This window comes from Pseudoduganella aquatica (assembly GCF_009857595.1).
Taxonomy (GTDB): domain Bacteria; phylum Pseudomonadota; class Gammaproteobacteria; order Burkholderiales; family Burkholderiaceae_D; genus Rugamonas; species Rugamonas aquatica_A.
Genome location: NZ_WWCU01000040.1, coordinates 23,981 through 42,634, shown reverse-complemented (window position 1 = coordinate 42,634; position 18,654 = coordinate 23,981). Strand labels below are relative to the sequence as shown.

At 65.0% G+C, this 18,654-nt stretch carries 16 protein-coding genes; 7 read left to right on the top strand and 9 right to left on the bottom strand.

Annotated elements, in window-relative coordinates:
• Positions 1–8: 8 nt before the first annotated feature.
• Positions 9–1,277, bottom strand: a complete 1,269-nt coding sequence (locus tag GTP77_RS24955) for a M48 family metallopeptidase (protein ID WP_161074861.1) — start codon at positions 1,275–1,277, stop codon at positions 9–11.
• Between the two features lie 47 nt (positions 1,278–1,324).
• Between GTP77_RS24955 and orn the strand changes: the two genes are divergently transcribed.
• Positions 1,325–1,909, top strand: coding sequence for an oligoribonuclease (gene orn / locus GTP77_RS24950; protein WP_161074860.1), 585 nt, complete (start codon positions 1,325–1,327; stop codon positions 1,907–1,909).
• 24 nt (positions 1,910–1,933) lie between these two features.
• Here orn and GTP77_RS24945 read toward each other — a convergent pair whose 3' ends face one another.
• The 6 genes from GTP77_RS24945 to GTP77_RS24920 all read right to left on the bottom strand — a co-directional run bounded on the left by GTP77_RS24945 (position 1,934) and on the right by GTP77_RS24920 (position 7,455).
• Positions 1,934–2,338, bottom strand: coding sequence for a hypothetical protein (locus tag GTP77_RS24945; protein ID WP_161074859.1), 405 nt, complete (start codon positions 2,336–2,338; stop codon positions 1,934–1,936).
• Between the two features lie 64 nt (positions 2,339–2,402).
• On the bottom strand, positions 2,403–2,834 hold the full coding sequence (locus tag GTP77_RS24940; RefSeq protein WP_161074858.1) for an STY0301 family protein: 432 nt from the start codon (positions 2,832–2,834) through the stop codon (positions 2,403–2,405).
• Between the two features lie 8 nt (positions 2,835–2,842).
• Entirely contained in the window at positions 2,843–3,232 is a 390-nt protein-coding gene (locus tag GTP77_RS24935; protein ID WP_161074857.1) for a BPSL0067 family protein, read from the bottom strand.
• A 111-nt stretch (positions 3,233–3,343) separates the two neighbouring features.
• Positions 3,344–4,720, bottom strand: coding sequence for a DUF1501 domain-containing protein (locus GTP77_RS24930; protein WP_161074856.1), 1,377 nt, complete (start codon positions 4,718–4,720; stop codon positions 3,344–3,346).
• A gap of 14 nt (positions 4,721–4,734) precedes the next feature.
• Entirely contained in the window at positions 4,735–6,582 is a 1,848-nt protein-coding gene (locus GTP77_RS24925; RefSeq protein WP_161074855.1) for a DUF1800 domain-containing protein, read from the bottom strand.
• Between the two features lie 174 nt (positions 6,583–6,756).
• Positions 6,757–7,455: a UPF0149 family protein gene (locus GTP77_RS24920; protein WP_161074854.1), complete on the bottom strand. Its 699-nt coding sequence runs from the start codon at positions 7,453–7,455 to the stop codon at positions 6,757–6,759.
• Between the two features lie 81 nt (positions 7,456–7,536).
• Between GTP77_RS24920 and GTP77_RS24915 the strand changes: the two genes are divergently transcribed.
• From GTP77_RS24915 to GTP77_RS24905, 3 genes are all read left to right on the top strand, one after another.
• Positions 7,537–8,541 carry a serine/threonine protein kinase gene (locus GTP77_RS24915; protein WP_371869396.1) on the top strand — a complete coding sequence of 335 codons (1,005 nt, stop codon included), beginning with the start codon at positions 7,537–7,539 and terminating at the stop codon, positions 8,539–8,541.
• A gap of 161 nt (positions 8,542–8,702) precedes the next feature.
• On the top strand, positions 8,703–9,473 hold the full coding sequence (locus GTP77_RS24910) for an SDR family oxidoreductase (RefSeq protein WP_161074852.1): 771 nt from the start codon (positions 8,703–8,705) through the stop codon (positions 9,471–9,473).
• A 116-nt stretch (positions 9,474–9,589) separates the two neighbouring features.
• Positions 9,590–11,920, top strand: coding sequence for a hypothetical protein (locus tag GTP77_RS24905; protein WP_228896835.1), 2,331 nt, complete (start codon positions 9,590–9,592; stop codon positions 11,918–11,920).
• 101 nt (positions 11,921–12,021) lie between these two features.
• Here the strand turns inward: GTP77_RS24905 and GTP77_RS24900 are convergent, their stop codons facing one another.
• The gene (locus tag GTP77_RS24900) at positions 12,022–12,396 is read right to left on the bottom strand and encodes a DUF8785 domain-containing protein (protein ID WP_161074851.1); all 375 of its coding nucleotides are present in this window, start codon (positions 12,394–12,396) and stop codon (positions 12,022–12,024) included.
• Positions 12,397–12,432: 36 nt separating this feature from the next.
• Complete coding sequence (locus GTP77_RS24895) at positions 12,433–13,464, bottom strand: DUF475 domain-containing protein (protein ID WP_161074850.1); 1,032 nt, start codon at positions 13,462–13,464, stop codon at positions 12,433–12,435.
• Between the two features lie 101 nt (positions 13,465–13,565).
• Between GTP77_RS24895 and GTP77_RS24890 the strand changes: the two genes are divergently transcribed.
• The 3 genes from GTP77_RS24890 (at position 13,566) to GTP77_RS24880 (ending at position 18,545) form a co-directional block, all read left to right on the top strand.
• Positions 13,566–13,985 carry a divergent PAP2 family protein gene (locus GTP77_RS24890; RefSeq protein ID WP_161074849.1) on the top strand — a complete coding sequence of 140 codons (420 nt, stop codon included), beginning with the start codon at positions 13,566–13,568 and terminating at the stop codon, positions 13,983–13,985.
• A gap of 171 nt (positions 13,986–14,156) precedes the next feature.
• A complete protein-coding gene (locus GTP77_RS24885) occupies positions 14,157–15,329 on the top strand; it encodes an efflux RND transporter periplasmic adaptor subunit (protein ID WP_161074848.1) in 1,173 nt (390 codons plus the stop codon).
• 3 nt (positions 15,330–15,332) lie between these two features.
• Positions 15,333–18,545 (top strand): efflux RND transporter permease subunit, encoded by a 3,213-nt coding sequence (locus tag GTP77_RS24880; RefSeq protein WP_161074847.1) that lies wholly within the window; start codon positions 15,333–15,335, stop codon positions 18,543–18,545.
• The last annotated feature ends 109 nt before the right edge of the window (positions 18,546–18,654 follow it).

Sequence of the window (18,654 nt, the reverse complement as noted above, 5' to 3'; positions counted from 1 at the left end):
TGGTGTCCTCACTGGGCCGCCAGGTTCAGCTGGCGGATGCGCACGCTGGCCGGCGGGTGGGAATCGTAGAACGCCGAGTGCAGCGGGTCGGGCGTCAGGGTGGAGGCGTTGTCCTCGTACATTTTCACCAGCGCCGACACCAGGTCGCGCGCGTCGGTGTGCTTGGCGGCGAAGGCGTCCGCCTCGAACTCGTGCTTGCGCGAGCTGAGCGAGGTGAGCGGGCCGAGCAGGAAGGTGAACACCGGCAGCGCCAGTGCGAACAGCAGCAGCGCCATGGCGTTGTTGCTCTCGCCGGCCAGCAGCAGCGGGTCCACGCCCAGGCCGGTGTAGAACCACAGCTGGTTCTTCAGCCAGCCCAGCAGCGCCAAAAAGGCCAGCGAGATGGCGAACATCATGGCGATGCGCTTGATGATGTGCTTGAGCTTGAAGTGCCCCAGCTCGTGCGCCAGCACCGCCTCGATTTCCTGCGGCGCCAGGCGCGACAGCAAGGTGTCGAAGAACACGATGCGCTTGTTGGCGCCAAAGCCGGAGAAATAGGCGTTGCCGTGCGCGCTGCGCTTGGAACCGTCCATCACGAACAGGCCCTTGGAGGCGAAGCCGACGCGCTGCATCAGGCCCTCGATGCGCGACTTCAGCGACTCGTCCGCCAGCGGGGTGAACTTGTTGAACAGCGGCGCGATCACGGTGGGGAACAGCACCATCATCAGCAGCTGGAAGCCGCTCCACACGCACCAGGCGTACAGCCACCACAGGCCGCCGCTTTTTTCCATCAGCGTGAGCACCACCCACACCAGCGGCAGGCCGATGACGGCGCCCAGCGCGATGCCTTTGACCATGTCGGCAAAGAACAGGCCGCGGCTCATCTTGTTAAAACCGAAACGCTGCTCCAGGCCGAACTGCTTGTAGTAGTCGAAGGGCAGGTCGATCAGGCCGGAAATGGCGGCATAAGCCACCAGCAGGCCGATCTGGTAAGCCATGCCGGGGCCGGCCAGCTTGTACACTTCCACCGACAGCCACTGCAGGCCGCCCAGCAGCGTGAAGCAGACCAGCACGGCGGCGTTGACCGCCACGCCCAGCATGCCGAACTTGGTGCGGGCGATGGTGTAGTCGGCCGCCTTCTGGTGGGCGGCGAGGGGGATTTTTTCGGCGAATTCGGGCGGCACGGCGTTGCGGTGGGCCAGCACGTGGCGGATATGGCGCGAGGCCAGCCAGAAGCGCGCGGCCAGTGTCAGGACGAGGAAAGAAACGAACAAAATCGAAAACGCGTGTGAATACATTCTATGCCTGTGAGAAAATGGCGGATTGTTTAGGCCAAGAGAGAATTATGTCACAAGCGACCGAAATCCCAACTACTACTCCGCAAGAGCGTCCTAATGAGACCAATCTGGTGTGGGTGGACATGGAAATGACGGGCCTGGAGCCGGAAACCGACCGCATTATCGAAGTGGCCATCATCGTCACCGACATGCATCTGAATTTCCTGGCCGAAGGCCCGGTGTTTGCCATCCATCAGACCGATGAAACGCTGGACAAGATGGACAACTGGAACAAGGGCACCCACGGCCGTTCCGGTCTGACCGAGCGCGTGAAGGCGTCCACCATCACCGAAGCGTTCGCCGAAGCCGAGCTGATCGCCTTCCTGAAGAAGTGGGTTCCCGCCGGCAAAGCGCCGATGTGCGGCAACACCATCGGCCAGGACCGCCGCTTCATGGTGAAGTACATGCCCAAGCTGGAGGCGTTCTTCCACTACCGCAATATCGACGTATCCACGCTGAAAGAGCTGTGCAAGCGCTGGAAGCCGGAGATCGTCGGCGGCTTCAAGAAGCACCAGAAGCACACCGCGCTGGCCGACATCGTCGAGTCCATCGAGGAACTGAAGTACTACCGCGAGCACTTCATCAAGCTGTAATGCCGAGGCGGGAGGTCACGGCGCTCAGTCGCTGGAGACCTCCAGCAGCGCCTCGAAGAAGTTATCCTCGTTGAATTCTTCAAGAGCGGGGTATTCGCCCGCCTTGGTGGCGATTTTCCAGTCGGCGGCAAGGTCGGGCAGCACAAAGTGCACGATGCCGCGATGCCCCTCCAGGTCCATGCGGCCGCCGCTGCTGTCGAGCATCACGCCGACAGGGCGCAGCAGCACATGCTGGCGCCCCAGGCTGATGCCCAGGGTGCGGGTGGTGTACGTGCCTAGCATCTCCTCGGTCAGCACCAGCGCGTGCAGGTCATACTTCACCTGGCCTTTCTCCGCATAGCGCGCCAGCCACAGCTGTACCTGGCCATAAAAGCCATCGATACGCGCAAGCCACTGCTGCTTGCGCTGCTGATAGTCGTCATGCCCCATGGCTAGCCCGCTGGAAGTCGCTCCTGATTAATTGTATGCCTTCCCGCGCCGCCCGTGGCGCGCACTACTCGCAAACGAAAGACTCGATGCCATTGCGCCGGCCATTGGACAACAGCTTATCGGTTTGCGTACATCGATGCGTCTCCTTTGGAAGCGGCTTGATCAAAAGAATGCGGGAATTGTCGTACACACAGGCTATCCAGTAGCGCTCCGGGTCATCCGGTAGCTGCCAAGTATGCACTTCCTTACGGCCTATACGGCGGCTGACGGGAATGAGGCTCCCGAGGCGTGACGGATGGCCTGTGTAGACTGCGATATTGGTGAGTGAAGGCTGTGCGAGACCGGCATCTTGCAGGGCCTCCCAACCTTCGTGTGGACTTGTGACTGTCTGATCCACGACCAAGGCATGCGGGCAGTCGAGTGGGATAGGTGTGGCGAATGCCAGGCAGGGGCGGAGCATTGCTGTGAAGACGCCAAGCGAGAGGAGGTATTTCATGAGCCGCTCTATTCGATGACAAAGTAGAATTTGGCGCTGTCCACGCGATGAGTCGCGAGTTTTTTATTGAAAATGGTCCGTTCGCTTACTCGTCCTTTTCTGTTCCACTGATCGAGTACACGTATGCCTCCCGGGCCATGCCCCAGATACACAGCCGCATGTTTTCCTTTGGTATCTGTAGGATATTTTCCGTTGTCGTCAAACGTTGCTATTGCCGTACCTGATGGAATGGTTCCGGGTGTCGCCAAGAGGACGTTGACTCTCTTTCTCCAGGTGCTGGTGCGTGGTGCACCGCAGGCCTGACGGACGAATTCCACCCATTCGGTATTGCCGGCAGCATTCGCAAACTTGCCTGGATCTTGGATTGCGTCTAATGCAGGATTGAGTTGATAAGACATGTCAGCTCCTTAGGGAATTGGAGCTGACAGTTATAAAGATGAAGCGATCCCGATGTATTGACATACCACAAGCTCCCTCCCAAATCAGGGAGGGGCGAGTCCACCCTGGTGTCAACCCATGAAGCCGAGGTCTTTCAGGGCGAAGTTGGCGAGCTCGTTTTTGAACACTTGCGTTTCGAGCATGGCGTCGTCGGCGCCGAACCAGCGGCCCAGGGTGGCGCCGTATTGCTGGTTGGAGATTTGCGGGATCCATACGCCGCGCCCGGTGGCGTCGTCCTTGCCGCCCAGCGTGAAGTCGGGGAACTGGCCGTACAGGCCGCCCTTGACTGCGCCGCCGACGATCAGGTGGTGGTTGCCCCAGCCGTGGTCGGTGCCGCCGCTGTTGGGCTGCAGGCTGCGGCCGAAGTCGGACAAAGTGAACGTCGTCACCTGCTGCTGCGCGCCGATCTCGCCCAGCGCGAGCTGGAACGCCGCCAGCGACTGCGATACCTGGCGCAGCATGCTGAACTGCTGGTAGGCCTGGCCGCCGTGCGTGTCGAAGCCGCCTTGGGAGACGAAATAGACCTGGCGGCCCGGCCCCTGCGTGGCGCGCAGTCGGATCAGCTGTGCCACGGTCTTGAGCTGCTGCGCCAGGCCGTAGCCGGGGAAGGTGGTGGCCAGCGCGCCGCCGCCGGTGGCCGCTTTCAGGTCGGACACCAGTTCCATGCCGTTGAGCAGCGTGCGGTTGGCGGTGGCCGCCATCATGTTCGGGTTGTTGGCCGACAGCAGCGCCGTCAGCGCGGCGCGGCGCTTGTCCGCCTCGGCTTGCGGCCAGAAATTCATGCCGGCCAGGTTGTGCTGGCCATTGGCGGGGATGAGGTTGCCGTGCGTCTTGGCGCCTTCGATGAACAGGCCGCCGCCGCCCAGCGCCACCGCGTCCAGGTCGCCGCCCGTGCCGAGCAGGTCGACCAGGCGGCCGCCCCATCCGGTGCCGGCCAGCGATGGCGTGCCGGCCTGGTTCTGTAACTGCTGGTCCGGGTGCGAGAACAGCTGCGGCGGCACCGCCACGCCGGACTGGTATTGCGCCTTGCTCAGCGGCTGGCGCAGGCTGCCCACGTTGAGCACGGCGGCCACCTGGCCCTGGCCGTACAGCGCGTCCAGTTCGGGCATGCCGTAGTGGAAGGCGAACGGCTGCTCCACCGTGTCCGCCACCGCCTGCAGGCGGGCGCTGCGCTCGGACACCAGGGTCTTGCTGGCGACCGACAGAGCCAGGCCGTGGCTGCCGCGTATCGCGTTGTATTTGCCGTAGCGAACGGAGTCCAGCGGCACGATCATATTGTTGCCGTCGTTGCCGCCGAACATATACAAGCACACCAGCGCCTTGTAGTCGCCGACGGCGGCCTGGGCGGGCCGTGCGCTCAGCAGGCCCAGGGTGGACAGGGCGCCCAGCATGCCGGCTTGCGCGCCGAGTCCGAGGAAGCCACGGCGTGACAGGTTGTTATTGTTCATGGTGATGTCCTCGCTTATTGCTGCACTGCGAATTCGGCAGTGATGGCGGTCAGGTAGAGCGCGGTCAGGGCGCGCTGGGTCTTGTCGGTGGTGGCGCTGACGGAGCCGGCGATGGCGCTGCGCGCGGCCGGCGACATGCGCCCTTGCAGCAGCTTGGCGTCCACCAGGTTCATCAGCGCGGTCACGTCGCCCGCCACGCCGACGTAGGGGGCGATGTCGATGGCGACCATGCCCTTGTATTCGCCGGACAGGAAGCGGTACAGGAAGTTGGCGCGCGCCACGGCCAGCGCCGGGGCGTAGACCTGGAACTCGGGGCCGAACTGGCCCGGCGTGCCGGGCAGGCCGGTCATCGGCGAGTAGAAGTTGAACACGCTGGGCGCGTTCAGCAGCTTCTGGCCCAGCTGCGAGTATTCCCAGAAGGCGTTGTTGGGGTTGACCACGGTGGCGTCCAGCGCGCGGAACAGGCTCAGTGAATGCAGCACGGGGTCTTTCAGCTTGCCCTGGCTGGCGCCGGGGGTATCCTGGCGCGCTTCGGCGTCGGTCAGCACGGCGGTCAGCGTGGCTTTCAGGTCGCCGCGTCCGGCAGGGCCGCCGGCGAACACATTGGCTACGCGTTCGATGTAGGCGGGGCTGGGGTTGCTGGTGGTGAAGGCGCGGATCAGCCGCGTGGCAATGAAGGGCGGCAGGTTGGGGTGGGTGAACAGGTTCTCCATCACGGCGTCGAAGTCCTGCACGGTGCTGCGGCCGGCCGGCAGTACGGTGCCTTGCAGCAGCGTCTTGCTGCCCTTGTCGTGCAGGCGGTCGCGCGGCTCCAGCGGGCCGCTGAACTTTTCCCAGTTGGCGCCGGTGGTGCTGGCGCCGGTGTAGGTCCAGCCGCTCAGGGCGCGCGAGATGTCGGCGATGCGCTCCTGGTTGTAGCTGGGGATGGGGTCGCCGTAGCGGTCGGTCTGCACGCTGCCGTCCTGGTTCAGCATGACCGGACCGATGGTGAACAGCTGCATCACTTCGCGCGCGTAGTTTTCGTTCGGCGCGGGCGTCTTGCTGTTGGCCAGGTCCAGGTATTTGCCCATGGACGGGTTGAGCGTCATTTCGCGCAGCAGGGTGTTGAAGTTGCCGAAGGCGTTGGCCGACAGGGTGGCCAGCCAGGGCTGCATTTCGTTGGCGTAGGGGTTTTTGTCGGCGGAAACCACGAACAGCTCGGACAGCGCGAAGATCATGCGCTGGCGCAGCTGGTCCTGGCCGCCGGCCATATTGTTGAACCAGGTGGCGCGCAGCACGTTCATGTCTTCGGTCGCCGGGATGGCGCTGGCCGGCAGGCCGAACTGCTGGGCCAGCCAGGCGGCCTGGCCCAGGGATTTGACTTTGGCGATGTCCGCCGCAGTGGGGCCGAAGGTGGCTTGCTCGAGCAGGCGCGCGGCGGCCACGGTGGCTGGGTCGATGGCGGGCTGGGCGCCCAGGGGCGGAACCGGCGTGGGGGTGGGCGTTGGGGTGGGCGTGGGTGTCGGCTTGGGCGCCGTGGCGCCGGTTTTGAGCGTCAGCGTGGTGGTGGCGCTCAGCTTGTCCGCCGTGGCGGTGGTGCCGGTGATGGTGATGACGCGGTTGGCCGGCATGGCGGCGGGCGCCTTGTATTCGCCGTTCTGGGAATTGAGCGTGCCGAATGTGGCATTGCCGCCGGCGATGCCGTTCACGGTGAAGTTCATGAACTTGCCGACGCCATCGACTTTGCCCACGAACCAGACTGTGCTGCCCAGGGCGACTTCGCCCTTGGCCGTGTTTTCCAGCGTGACGGTGGCGGCCCAGCTGCTGGCAGCCAGGCTGATCAGGCAGGCCGCCGCCCAGCCCCGGCATAGTAATCGCTGCATGGAATTCTCCTTGTTGTTGGATGTTTATTTCCAATCAGCAAGTCGCGTGCCATGCAAAATGTCACGTCGATGTGACAATTTTTGGCCGCCTCCATCATGCCGGGCGACAAAAATTGTCAGTCCAGTGGACGGAGTGGCAAAAAATGTCAGCGCGCCGCAGTGGCGCGCGGGGAATTACTCGGCGCCGTTTTCCGCGCCGTGGCACTTCTTGTACTTCTTGCCGCTGCCGCAAGGGCAGTCGTCGTTGCGGCCGACCTTGGGTTCGTCGCGCACCAGCGTGGCCACCGGCGCTTTGCGGCGCGGCACCCAGAACTTGTGGATGGCCGGCAGGTTGGCTTCCAGCTCCTGGCCCAGCTTGTGCGCCTTGACCGGATCTTCCACCAGCGGCAGCTCGTCTTCTTCGATCTCGTCCGCGCCCAGCAGGTAGATCGGACGCATCAGGTCGCCCACTTCCGAATCCCAGATCGCATCCCACGAGCCCGGACGCAGTTCCATGCCTTCCCAGAAGCCCCAGCACCAGGCTTCGGCGTCGATCAGGGTCTGGCCTTCGACTTCGTGCTCGACGAACAGCGGTTCGAATTCTTTCGGCGCCACTTCGAACGTCACCAGCACTTCGTTCATGAAGCGCATGATGAGGTTGACGATGCGCTCTTCTTCCTTGGCGTTCTTGAACTTGGGCGCGTCCTTGCCGTCCGGGCCCCAGACGCGCGACAGCCACTCGTTGGGCATGATGGGCTCGGGACCGATGGCGATGGCCGTCAGGTAGCCGTGCAGGTGATCCATGGTCATGGAGTCTTCCGGGCTGCGGTCCGACAGCAGGAAGTTGTCCAGTTCGTCGAATTCTTTTTCGCTCAGAGGCTGGTCGAGTTGCATATGCTTAATCCTTCTTGTTTGAAGCCGCCAGTATACGCTGCGGCGCAATGTTGCGGGCGGAAGAATGCTGCGGCGCTTACAATGGCGGCCATGACTACCGATAATCCAGACACCGTCCATCCCTACGCCGCCCTCGGCCCAGACTGCGTGCTCGACGCGCTCGACAGCATCGGCCTGTATGGCGACGGCCGCCTGCTGGCGCTGAACAGCTATGAAAACCGGGTCTACCAGGTGGGCATAGAGGACAGCCAGCCGCTGGTGGCCAAGTTCTATCGCCCTGGCCGCTGGAGCGACGCCGCCATCCTGGAAGAGCACGCGTTTGTGGCCGAACTGGCCGAGCGCGAGATCCCGGTGGTGCCGGCGCTGGCAGTCAACGGCAGGACCTTGCATGAATATCAAGGCTACCGCTTCTCGGTGTTCCCGCGCCACGGCGGCCGCGCGCCGGAACTGGGCGACCCGGCGGTGCTGGAGTGGACCGGGCGCTTTATCGCCCGCATCCACGAGGCGGGCAAGCTGGCGGCCTACAAGGAGCGCCCGGCGATCGATCCAGCCACCTTCGGCGCGGAGCCGCGCGACTATCTGCTGGCCAATAACTTCATCCCGCCCGAGCTGCTGGCAGCGTGGAGCAGTGTGTCCGAGCAGGCGCTGGACGGCGTGCGGCGCTGCTACGACAGGGCAGGGGACGTGGCCACGCTGCGCCTGCACGGCGATTGCCATGGCGGCAACGTGCTGTGGACCGACGCCGGCCCGCATTTTGTGGACTTCGACGACAGCCGCATGGGGCCTGCCATCCAGGATCTGTGGATGATGCTGTCCGGCGAGCGCCACGAGCAGGTGCGCCAGATGGGCGACATCCTGGCCGGCTACGAGGATTTCTGCGATTTCGACAGCCGCGAAATGCACCTGGTGGAAGCGTTGCGCACGCTGCGCCTGATCCACTATTCGGCCTGGATCGCGCGCCGCTGGGACGACCCGGCCTTCCCGGTCGCCTTCCCCTGGTTTAACACCCAGCGCTACTGGCAGGACCGCATCCTGGAGCTGCGCGAGCAGATCGCGCTGATGGACGAGGCGCCGTTGCCGGTCTAGCAAGGGCGGCGCCGGGCTTGCACTGGCCGTGCCCCCACAGGTCGCGGCCAGCCCACCGTTTTCAAAAAAATTCTGTGTGCCTGTCACAAACCGTTTCCTTGCCTCGTCTAATAAGCAAGGGAGCACCCTGGACAGCATCCAACCTCATTGAAAGGCACACTATGAAAATCGTCGTTATCGGTGGCACCGGCCTGATTGGCTCGAAAACCGTCGCCATCCTGCGCCAGGCAGGCCACGAGGCCATTGCCGCTTCGCCGTCCAACGGCATCAACAGCTACACCGGCGAAGGACTGCGCGAGGCCATGGCCGGCGCACAGGTGGTGATCGACGTGGCCAACGCGCCGTCGTGGGAGCCGGCCGCGGTGCTGGACTTCTTCCAGGTCACCAGCCGCCAGCTGCTGGCGGCCGAAGCGGAGGCCGGCGTGCAGCACCACGTGGCGTTGTCCATCGCCGGCACCGACCGCATGCCGGACAACGGCTATTTCCTGGCCAAGGCGGCGCAGGAGCGGGTCATCATGGCCTCCGGCATACCCTACACCGTGGTGCGCGCCACGCAGTTTATGGAATTCCTGGGCGGCATCGCCGACGCGGGTGCTGACGGGGCGGCCGTCAAGCTGGCGCCCGGCCAGTTCCAGCCGATCGCGGCGGACGACGTGGCCGCCATAGTGGCCGACCTGGCGCAGTGCGCGCCGCGCAACGGCACGGTTGACATCGCCGGCCCGGAACGCGCGCCGCTCAGCCAGTTCATCGCCCGCTACCTGAAAGCAGTGCAAGACCCGCGCCAGGTTGTCGGCGACCCGGAGGCGCGCTACTTCGGCGGCCGCGTGGAGGAGCTCTCGCTGGTGCCGCTGGGCGAGGCGCGCCTGGGCAGTATCGGCCTGGACGAATGGCTGCGCCGCCGTTCGACCGTGCCAGGCCGCCCCGCCATGTGATGAAATAACGGGTTTTTCCCGCTCTGCTTGGGGTTCGGCCGGCGGGCAGCCTGTTTGATAATGCTTATTCAGAAGTCCCGGCGGGTGCCGGGGCGCAAGATTAAGCGAGAAATCTCATGCAAGCACAACCGGCACAGTCCTTCGAACCAGTCATTCCGGCCCTCGATGTTCCCGTTCCGCTCCTGCAAGAGTCCGCTGAGCCTGCACCGCGCGGCGCCATGGACATGAACGCCATCAAGGAAGCCATTGCCAGGGTGGAGGCCGAAGCGAAGGCCAATTGCGCCGCCGAGAGCCGCGCCCACGCCGAAGCCCGTGCCCGCGCCCTGGCCGACGACCGCGCCGCCATCGACGCCGCCGCCGCCGCCGCCGCCCAGCAAAGCGCGCAAGTGGCCGAGGAAGCCATTGCCGCCAACCGCGAACGCCTGGAAAGCCTGCGCGCCGCCGCCCAAGCCAGCGTGGCGCGCCTGGAAGCGGTCAAGATGGAAACCGCCGAACTGCGCGCCCGTGCCGAGGCCGACACCCAGATCCGCCTGGCCGCTGAACAGCGCGCCCGCGCCGAAGAGGAAAGCCGCAAGCGCGCCTCCGAACAGATCGCCACCGAATCCGAACTGGCCGAGCAGGCCGCGCGCGCCGCCGACGAGCTGACCGTGCAAACCGAACAGGCCCGCAAGCAGGCCGCCGAGCGCCTGGCCGCCGTGCAGGCCGCCCGCGAAGAAATGGTGGGCATTGCTTCCGCCGACGCCCGCCTGGCCACGCTGGCCCGCGAGCGCGAGCGCCATGCCCACGGCGCCCGCCAGACCGCCGATGCGCTGGCCACCGCCGAAGCCGAAGCGCTGGAACTGACCGTGCAGCGCGAGCGCGCCGACCAGATCGCGCTGGAAGCCGCCTTCAACCGCGCCGCCGCCGAAGCGCGCGCGCTGGAAGAAGCCCGCGCGCTGGCCCACCTGGAGCAGGAGCGCGAAGCCATCGCCCTGGCCAAGGCCGAATCCGAACGCAGCGCCGCGCAGTCGCTGCACCTGCGCCTGCAGACCGAAAAAGAAATCCGCGACGCCGCTATTCAGCGCGAGCGCCTGGAAGCGGTGGCCGCCGCCAGCGCCCAGGCCCGCCGCGACGCGGACGCCAGCATCATCAGCGCCACCGAAGCGCGCATCGAAGTGGACCGCCAGCTGCGCGCCGTGGCGCTGGTCCGCTTCGAAGCCGAACAGCAGGCCGAGATGGAAACGCTGGCCAAGGTGGAGGCCGAATCGCAGGCGCTGGAGCAGGCCCGCCTGCGCCAGATCGCCGAGCAGGCCGCCGCCGAAGCCGCCCGCGCCGACAGCCTGGAGCAGCAGCGCGCCGCGCAGCTGGCCAATGAACGCGCCTCGCTGTCGCGCGCCGCCGTGGAGCTGGCCGCAGCCCAGAACGCCGCCGAGCAGGCGGAAGTGGCCACGCTGACCGCCCATGTGGACGCGCAGCAGACCGCCACCGCCCTGGCCGAGGAAAACGCCGCCCGCGCGGCCGACCTGCTGGCCGCCGAACAGCACCGCGCCTCCGCCGAGCAGCAGGCCATTGCCGCGCTGAAGCAGCGCCTGGAAGCGGAAGAAACCGCCGCCGCCGCCGCCCAGGTGCGCGCGGCCGCCGAACAGCAGCAGGCTGAAGCGCTGCGCCAGCAGCAAGCCGCCGACGAGAGCCTGGCCGCCGCCGCCGGCAAGGAAGCCGCCGCCATGCAGCTGATGGCCGAGCAGACCGCCGTGGAAGCGGAGCAGAAGGCCGCCGCCGCGCAGGCCATCACCGCGCAGGCCCGCCTGGCGGTGGAGCTGAGCTCCGTGCACGTGGAGCGCGCTGCGGTGGAGCAGGAAAAAGCGGCCAAGGCTGCCGAGCTGCTGAAGGCTGAACAGGAATTCGTCGAGACCGAGCGCCAGTCGCTGGCGCTGATCGAGCAGAAGCTGACGCAGCAGCGCCTGGCCAATGCGGCCGAGCAGCGCGCCGCCAAGGCGATCGAAAGCCGCCTGGAGTCGGAGAAGGCCGCCACTGCGGCGCTGCGCGCGCAGGCGGATGCGGAGCAGGAGCTGGCCGAGCTGGCGCGCCAGCATGAACTGGCCGTGCAGGCTGCCGCCAAGGCGGTGCAGGACAAGGCGGATGAACAGAAAGCGCTGGTCGAAGCCGCGCAGGCGCATGCAGCGATGCAGCGCAAGGTGGCCGACACCACGCAGGCCATGACGGCCGCCAAGCACAAGGCACTGGAGCTGGAAACCCGCCGCCAGCACGCCGCGCAGAACGCGCTGAATGCGATTGAGGAAAAAGTGGCGGCGGAAGTGGTGCAGACCGCGCTGGTGGAAGAGAACGCATTCGCCGCCACGTTGGCCGCAGCCCGCGCCCGCGCCGAGCACGAGCAGTCCGAAACCATGGCGCGCGACGTGATCGGCCGCTTGAAGGATACGGCCGGCGCTGTGTGGCGCGGCCGGTGATGTTCGGCGGGTTACGCGCTGCGCGCTAACCCGCCCTACGCTGTGTCACATTGCGGGGGAATCGTAGGGCGGGTTAGCCGGGACGGCGTAACCCGCCCTTTTTATTGCGCGGGAACTTGCAGCTTTTCCGCGTAGTACTCGGTTTCGCCGAAGCAGGAAGTCGGCACGCCCTTGTGCTGGGCGTAGCTGAGCAGGACGCGCTTGCCGGTGGCTTCGGACATCCGCTTGGCCAGTTCCGGATCGCGCACGCTGAACTGGAACTTTTCAGGGATGGCGCCCGGCATGGACGTCAGCAGCAGCTCGCCTTCCCAGGTCTTGCAGACCCAGCCGCGCTTGGAGAACTTCTGCAAATAGCCGGCCCGCTCGCCTTCCGAGTAGGACACGCTGAGCGTAATCCACACGTAGGCGGCGAACAGCAGTCCGGCGCCCAGCACGAGCGCGACCAGGATGAGTTTGATGCGGGATGAAGTAATCATGTGTTTTGCTGATGTGGTGGCAATCTTGCGATCTTATCATTCCCCGGCCATGCGGCGGCGGTATCGCACCGACGACCACAGCGACACCACGATAAACGCCACCCCGGACAGCCCCGTGAACCATTCCGGGATATGGTATTTCACGCTGGCCAGCATGATCAGCGCCAGGATGCCGATGGCGTAGTGCGCGCCGTGTTCCAGGAACACGAACTCGTCCAGCGTGCCCTTGTGCACCAGATAGACCGTCATGGAGCGAACGAACATGGCGCCGATGGCCAGCCCGAGCATGATGATGACCACGTCCGAGGTGATGGCGAAGGCGCCGATCACGCCGTCGAAGCTGAACGAGGCATCCAGCACTTCCAAATACATAAAGCCGCCTATGCCGCCCTTGGCCAGCGCCACCCCGGTGGACGGGTCGTGTTCCTCGTCTTCCAGCAGGCTGCTGATCCAGTCCACCGCCACATACACGGCCACCCCGATCACGCCCGAGGTCAGCACGCTGAACTTCTTCGCTTCCGGCACCAGCCCCACGCAGGCCAGTATGCCCAGCAGGGCCAGCAGGATGGCCAGGCCGCTGGTGCCCAGCGCGCCCAGCTTTTCCTCGATCCAGCCCAGCCAGTGCAGCTCTTTTTCCTCGTCGAACAGGAAGTTGAGGAAGACCAGCAGCAGGAAGGCGCCGCCGAAGGCCGCCACCTCGGCGTGCACGCCGGTCAGGTAGCGCGAATAGTCGTCCGGGGTGTCCAGCGCCATGGTCCACACATCGCCCAGGCCCAGGCCGGTGGCGAAGGAGACGATCAGCAGCGGGAACAGCAGCCGCATGCCGAACACGGCGACGATGATGCCCACCGTGAGGAAGAGCTTTTGCCAGAACGCGTTCCAGTCCTTGAGCACGGCCGCGTTGACCACCGCGTTGTCGAAGGAGAGCGAGACTTCCATCACGCCCAGCACGGCGGTAATCCATAGCGCGGTCAGCATGCCGCTCGCGCCGCCCCGGCTATACCCCCACCAGCCGGCCAGCGCCATCAGCACGATGCTGACCAGGATGGATATTCTGAAGTGTTTCATGTGGTTCCTTTGCAATGTTGGCGTGCCGATTTTAGCTGGTTTGCTTCCGTCGGCCACGTCCATTCTGCGATAATGGTCGGATTGCCATAAAGGAATTTTCAATGGATCTCGCTTATCTGCTTACTCCCGTCATCACCTGGGCCGCTGTCGGACCGATCAAATTCTTGATCAGCAGCGCGCGCAACCGGCGCTGGGCCTTCAACCTGGTCGGCAATGGCGGCTTTCCGAGCAATCACAGCTCGGTGGTGACGGCGATGGCGACCCTGATCGCGCTGCGCGAGGGCATGGGCCATCCGGCCTTCGGCGTGGCCGTCACGCTGTGCTTTATCGTCATGATCGATGCGAACAGCCTGCGCCAGCACGTGGGACGGCAGGCCAGGGCCATCAACCGCATCGCCAAGGACGACGGCGCCCACACCTGGCTGCGCGAGCGCATGGGCCACACCCTGGTGGAAATCGGCGGCGGCATCGCCACCGGCATCGCCATGGGGCACCTGATGTTTGCCTTGTTCAGCCGTTAATGATCCACCAGGCCATATCGGCCGTTTTTTGCAGTTCGCCCCCGTTATTTGCATTTCAGTCGCGTATTCCGGCGTTCCGTCTTTCACTGATTGACCTGGCAGCGCCGTTATCTGATACTGCGCAGCTTGTAGTTTTGTAAATTCAGCATCCTTTATACTCGGAGACACTTTATGTTGCGCAAAACCATCTTGGCGCTCGCCGTCGCTTCAGCCTTGGTCGCCTGCGGCAAGCCTGGCAAGGAACCTGAAAAAGACGCCAGCGCCTCGGCCACCGCCAAGGCTGGCGACAAGAAGGCGCCTGCCTCGCTGATCGCGGCGCCTGAAGACCTGGTGACGGTGGAAACCAACGCGCTGGCGTCCGGCCCGGTCATCACCGGTTCGGTGCAGCCTGAGCGCAAGGCGGACCTGCGCGCCGAGGTGAGCGCGATTGTGCTCCAGGTAATGAAGGAAAACGGCGAAGCCGTGAAAAAGGGCGATCTGCTGGTGCGCCTGGACGACACCTCGATCCGCGACGGCCTGAATTCGGCCGACGAGGCGATGCGCGCGTCCACCCAGTCGCTGGAGCAGGCCACCCGCATGCTGGAACGCCAGAAAACCCTGCGCGCTTCCGGCATGACCTCGGCCCAGGCGCTGGAGGATGCTGAAATCCGCCGCAACAACGCCCAGAGCGACCTGGCAGCGGCCAAGACGCGCACCGTCACCGCCCGCCAGCAGCTGCACCGCACCGAGGTGCGCGCGCCGTTCGACGGCATCGTCAGCGAGCGCAAGGTGTCGAACGGCGACACGGCCCAGATCGGCAAGGAGCTGATCAAGGTGATCGATCCGACCTCGATGCGCTTCGAAGGCCTGGTCTCGGCCGACAAGATCGGCGTGGTGAAAGTGGGCCAGACGGTGGTGTTCCGCATTAACGGCTATCCGGGCCAGAGCTTCAACGGCAAGGTTAAGCGCGTCGATCCGGCCGCCAATCCGGTCACCCGCCAGGTGGAAGTGCTGGTGGACTTCGCCGAGAAATCGCAGTCGCGCGTGGCCGGCCTGTACGCCGAAGGCCGCGTTGAAGCTGAATCGACCTCCACCCTGATGATGCCAAGCTCGGCCCTGGTGCTGAACGGCGACAACAGCTACACCTGGCGCGTCAAGGACCGGACCCTGGTGAAAACCCCGGTCACGCTGGGGGTGCGCGACGATCGCAGCGGCAACTGGCAGGTCAAATCCGGCCTGGCCAGCGGCGACGTGGTGATGCGCACGCCGGGCTCGAACTTCAAGGATGGCCAGAAAGTGGAGCTGTCGGCGCCGAAAGCGGTCGCCTCGGCTTCGACGCCTGCGGCTGGCAACAAAGGAAACTAATCCATGTTCTTATCCGATTTCAGTATCAAGCGGCCCATTGCCACCATCGTGATCATTATCGCGCTGATGTGCGTGGGCCTGATGGCCCTGTCCAAGCTGCGCGTCAACCAGCGTCCGGACGTGGAAGTGCCGATGATCTTCGTCACCGTGCCGTACCCTGGCGCCTCGCCCGAGACGGTGGAGCGCGAGATTATCAACCGCCTGGAAAAATCGCTGCAAAGCATCACCGGCGTGACGGAAACGGTCAGCACCGCGTCCGAAGGCCAGGCGCGCATCCAGATGAAGTTTACCTTCAGCAAGAACCTGATCGAAGCGACCGACGAGATCCGCAACTCCATCGCCTCGGTGCGCTACAAGCTGCCGACCGAGATGCGCGAGCCGGTGGTGCAGCGGCTGGACCTGTCGGCCGAGCCCATCATGCAGATGTCGGTGTCGTCCAAGACCCAAAGCCATGCCGTGATTTCGCGCCTGGCCGAAGACCAGCTGGCGGACCGCTTCCGCGCCATCGACGGCGTGTCCACCGTGACTGTCAACGGTTCGCTGCGGCGCGAGCTGAGCGTGCTGCTGCGCGCCGAGAAGCTGCGTGAATACAATGTGTCGGTGGGCGACGTCACCAATGCGCTGCGCATGCAGAACACCAATGCGCCGGTGGGCAAGGTGCGCGGCTCGCTGGACGAGAAGAGCATCCGCCTGGTCGGCCGCATCGAGCGTCCGGAAGACTTCCAGGCCGTGGTGGTCAAGCGCCGCGGCGACGAGATCATCCGCCTGGGCCAGCTCGCTACCATTGAAGACGGCTTCGCGGAAATCAACAACGTCAGCCAGCGTTCCGGCAAGCCCAATGTGGGCATCTCGGTCACCCGCTCGCGCGACGCGTCCACCGTCAAGGTGGCCAACGCGATCCGCGAGATGGTCAAGACCGTCAACAAGGAACTGCCGCAGGGCACGGAAATCGAAGTCACGCAGGACGGTGGCGAAGAGTCCGAAAGCAATCTGAACAACGTGATCGAATCGCTGGTGTTCGGCGCCGTGCTGACCATTTTCGTGGTCTACGCCTTCCTGAACTCCTGGCGCTCGACGCTGATCACCGCGCTGTCGCTGCCCACCTCCGTGATCGCGGCCTTTATCGCGGTCTGGCTGTGCGGCTTCACGCTGAACTTCATGACGCTGCTCGGCCTGTCGCTGGCGATCGGCGTGCTGATCGACGACGCCATCGTGGTGCGGGAAAACATCGTGCGCCACATGCAGATGGGCTCCGACCGCCGCAAGGCCGCGCTGGAAGGCACGGCCGAGATCGGCCTGGCCGTGGCGGCCACCACCTTCTCCATCATGGCCGTGTTCATTCCGGTGGCGGTGATGCCGGGCGTGTCGGGCGAATGGTTCCGTCCGTTCGCGCTGACCGTGACCTGCTCGGTGATGGTGTCGCTGTTCATCTCCTTCACGCTGGACCCCATGCTGTCGGCCTTCTGGGGCGACCCGCCCGACCACCACACCGCGCCGAAGAAGGGCCTGAGCAAGGTGCTGGCCCGCTTCAACGACTGGTTCGACCACCAGGCCGACCGTTACGGCAAAGTGATCGGCTGGGCGCTGCACCACCGCCGCTGGATGACCGCGATCGCGCTGCTGACCTTTGTCGGCGCCATCGTGCTGCACGCCAAGTTCGGCGGCTCGAGCTTCCTGCCGCAGTCGGACTACGGCACCATCATGATCGACGTGCGCACGCCGTCTTCGAGCAGCCTGGACTACTCGCGCCTGAAATTGGAAAAAGCGGCGGAAATCGCGCGCAGCCTGCCTGAGAATCCGAAGACCAATGCCTATATCAACCTGAGCGGCGGCCGCGTGTATGTGGACCTGGGCAAGAAAAAGGAGCGCAAGCGTTCCGCCGCCGAGGCGGCAGCCGAGCTGCGCACCAAGCTGAGCGGCCTGGTGGGCGCCGAGTTCGTGGTGCTGGACGATTTGAGCAACGGCAACCGCAAGCCCATCCAGGTGGAATTCACCGGCGCGGACACCCGCAAGCTGATGGCCATCACCAGCGCCTATATGGACAAGCTGCGCCAGGTGCCTGGCGCGGTGGACGTGGGCCTGTCCGAGCAGGATCCGAAGGACGAGCTGCAGATTGAACTGGACCGCGGCCTAGCCAACTCCATGGGCATTTCGGCGGGCGACGCGGCGCAAGCGCTGCGGGTGGCGTTCGCCGGCATCGAAGTGGGCGACTGGGTCGACCCGACCGGCGAGTCGCGCGACGTGGCGGTGCGCCTGCATCCTGAAGACCGCACCGGCTCCGAGAACATCGAACGCCTGCCGATCGCCGTCACCGGCACGGCCCAGATGGTGCCGCTGGACCAGATCGCCCGCGTCACCATGGGCAAGGGCCCGGCCACCATCACTCACAAGGACGGCAAGCGCCTGATTTCGGTGTCGGCCAATGCGCAGGGCCGCTCGGTGGGCGAAGTGACCACCGACGCCATGAAGCTGGCCAAGGAAATCGACTTCCCGCCAGGCTACGGCCTGTCGCTGGGCGGCGCCGGCAAGGACCAGAAAGAGCTGTTCACGGAAATGACCATCGCGCTGGTGGCGGGTATCGGCCTGATGTATCTGATCCTGGTGATGCAGTTCGGCTCCTTCACCGCGCCTATCGCCGTGATGCTGTCGCTGCCGCTGTCGCTGATCGGCGTGGTGCTGGCGCTGCTGCTCACCAAGGGCACGCTGAACCTGATGAGCTTTATCGGCATCATCATGCTGATGGGCCTGGTGGCCAAGAACGCCATCCTGCTGCTGGATGCGGCCCGCAAGCGCGAGGAAGAGGGCTACGGCCGCGAAGACGCGCTGATGCACGCCGGCCGCATGCGTCTGCGCCCCATCCTGATGACCACCTTCGCGCTGATCGCGGGCATGTTCCCGGTCGCGCTGGGCCTGGGCGAGGGCGGCGAGTTCTACCGTCCGCTGGCGGTCGCCATTATTGGCGGCACCATCACCTCGACCATCCTGACGCTGCTGGTGGTGCCAACCTTCTACGACAGCATCGAGATCGCGCGCGACCGCGCCGTGGCCAAGTACGGCCGCCGCGCACTGCGCTGGCCTACGCTGGTGGCCTTCCTGGTGACCTTCGTGGAAGCGCTGCTGACCCTGACCTTCATCCGCCTGGTCTACCGCGTGCTGAAATGGGTGGTGCTCAAGCTGACGGGCCGTGGCGGCCCCAGCCTGAAGCCAGCCGCATAAGGCCTTAGCTTCTCCGGAAAGGGACCCCGAGCGGGTCCCTTTTCTATTGGCGCGCCTTATTGTTGCTTCACAAATGTAGTATGCTAAGCCCCCGCCCGGCGCCGGCTGG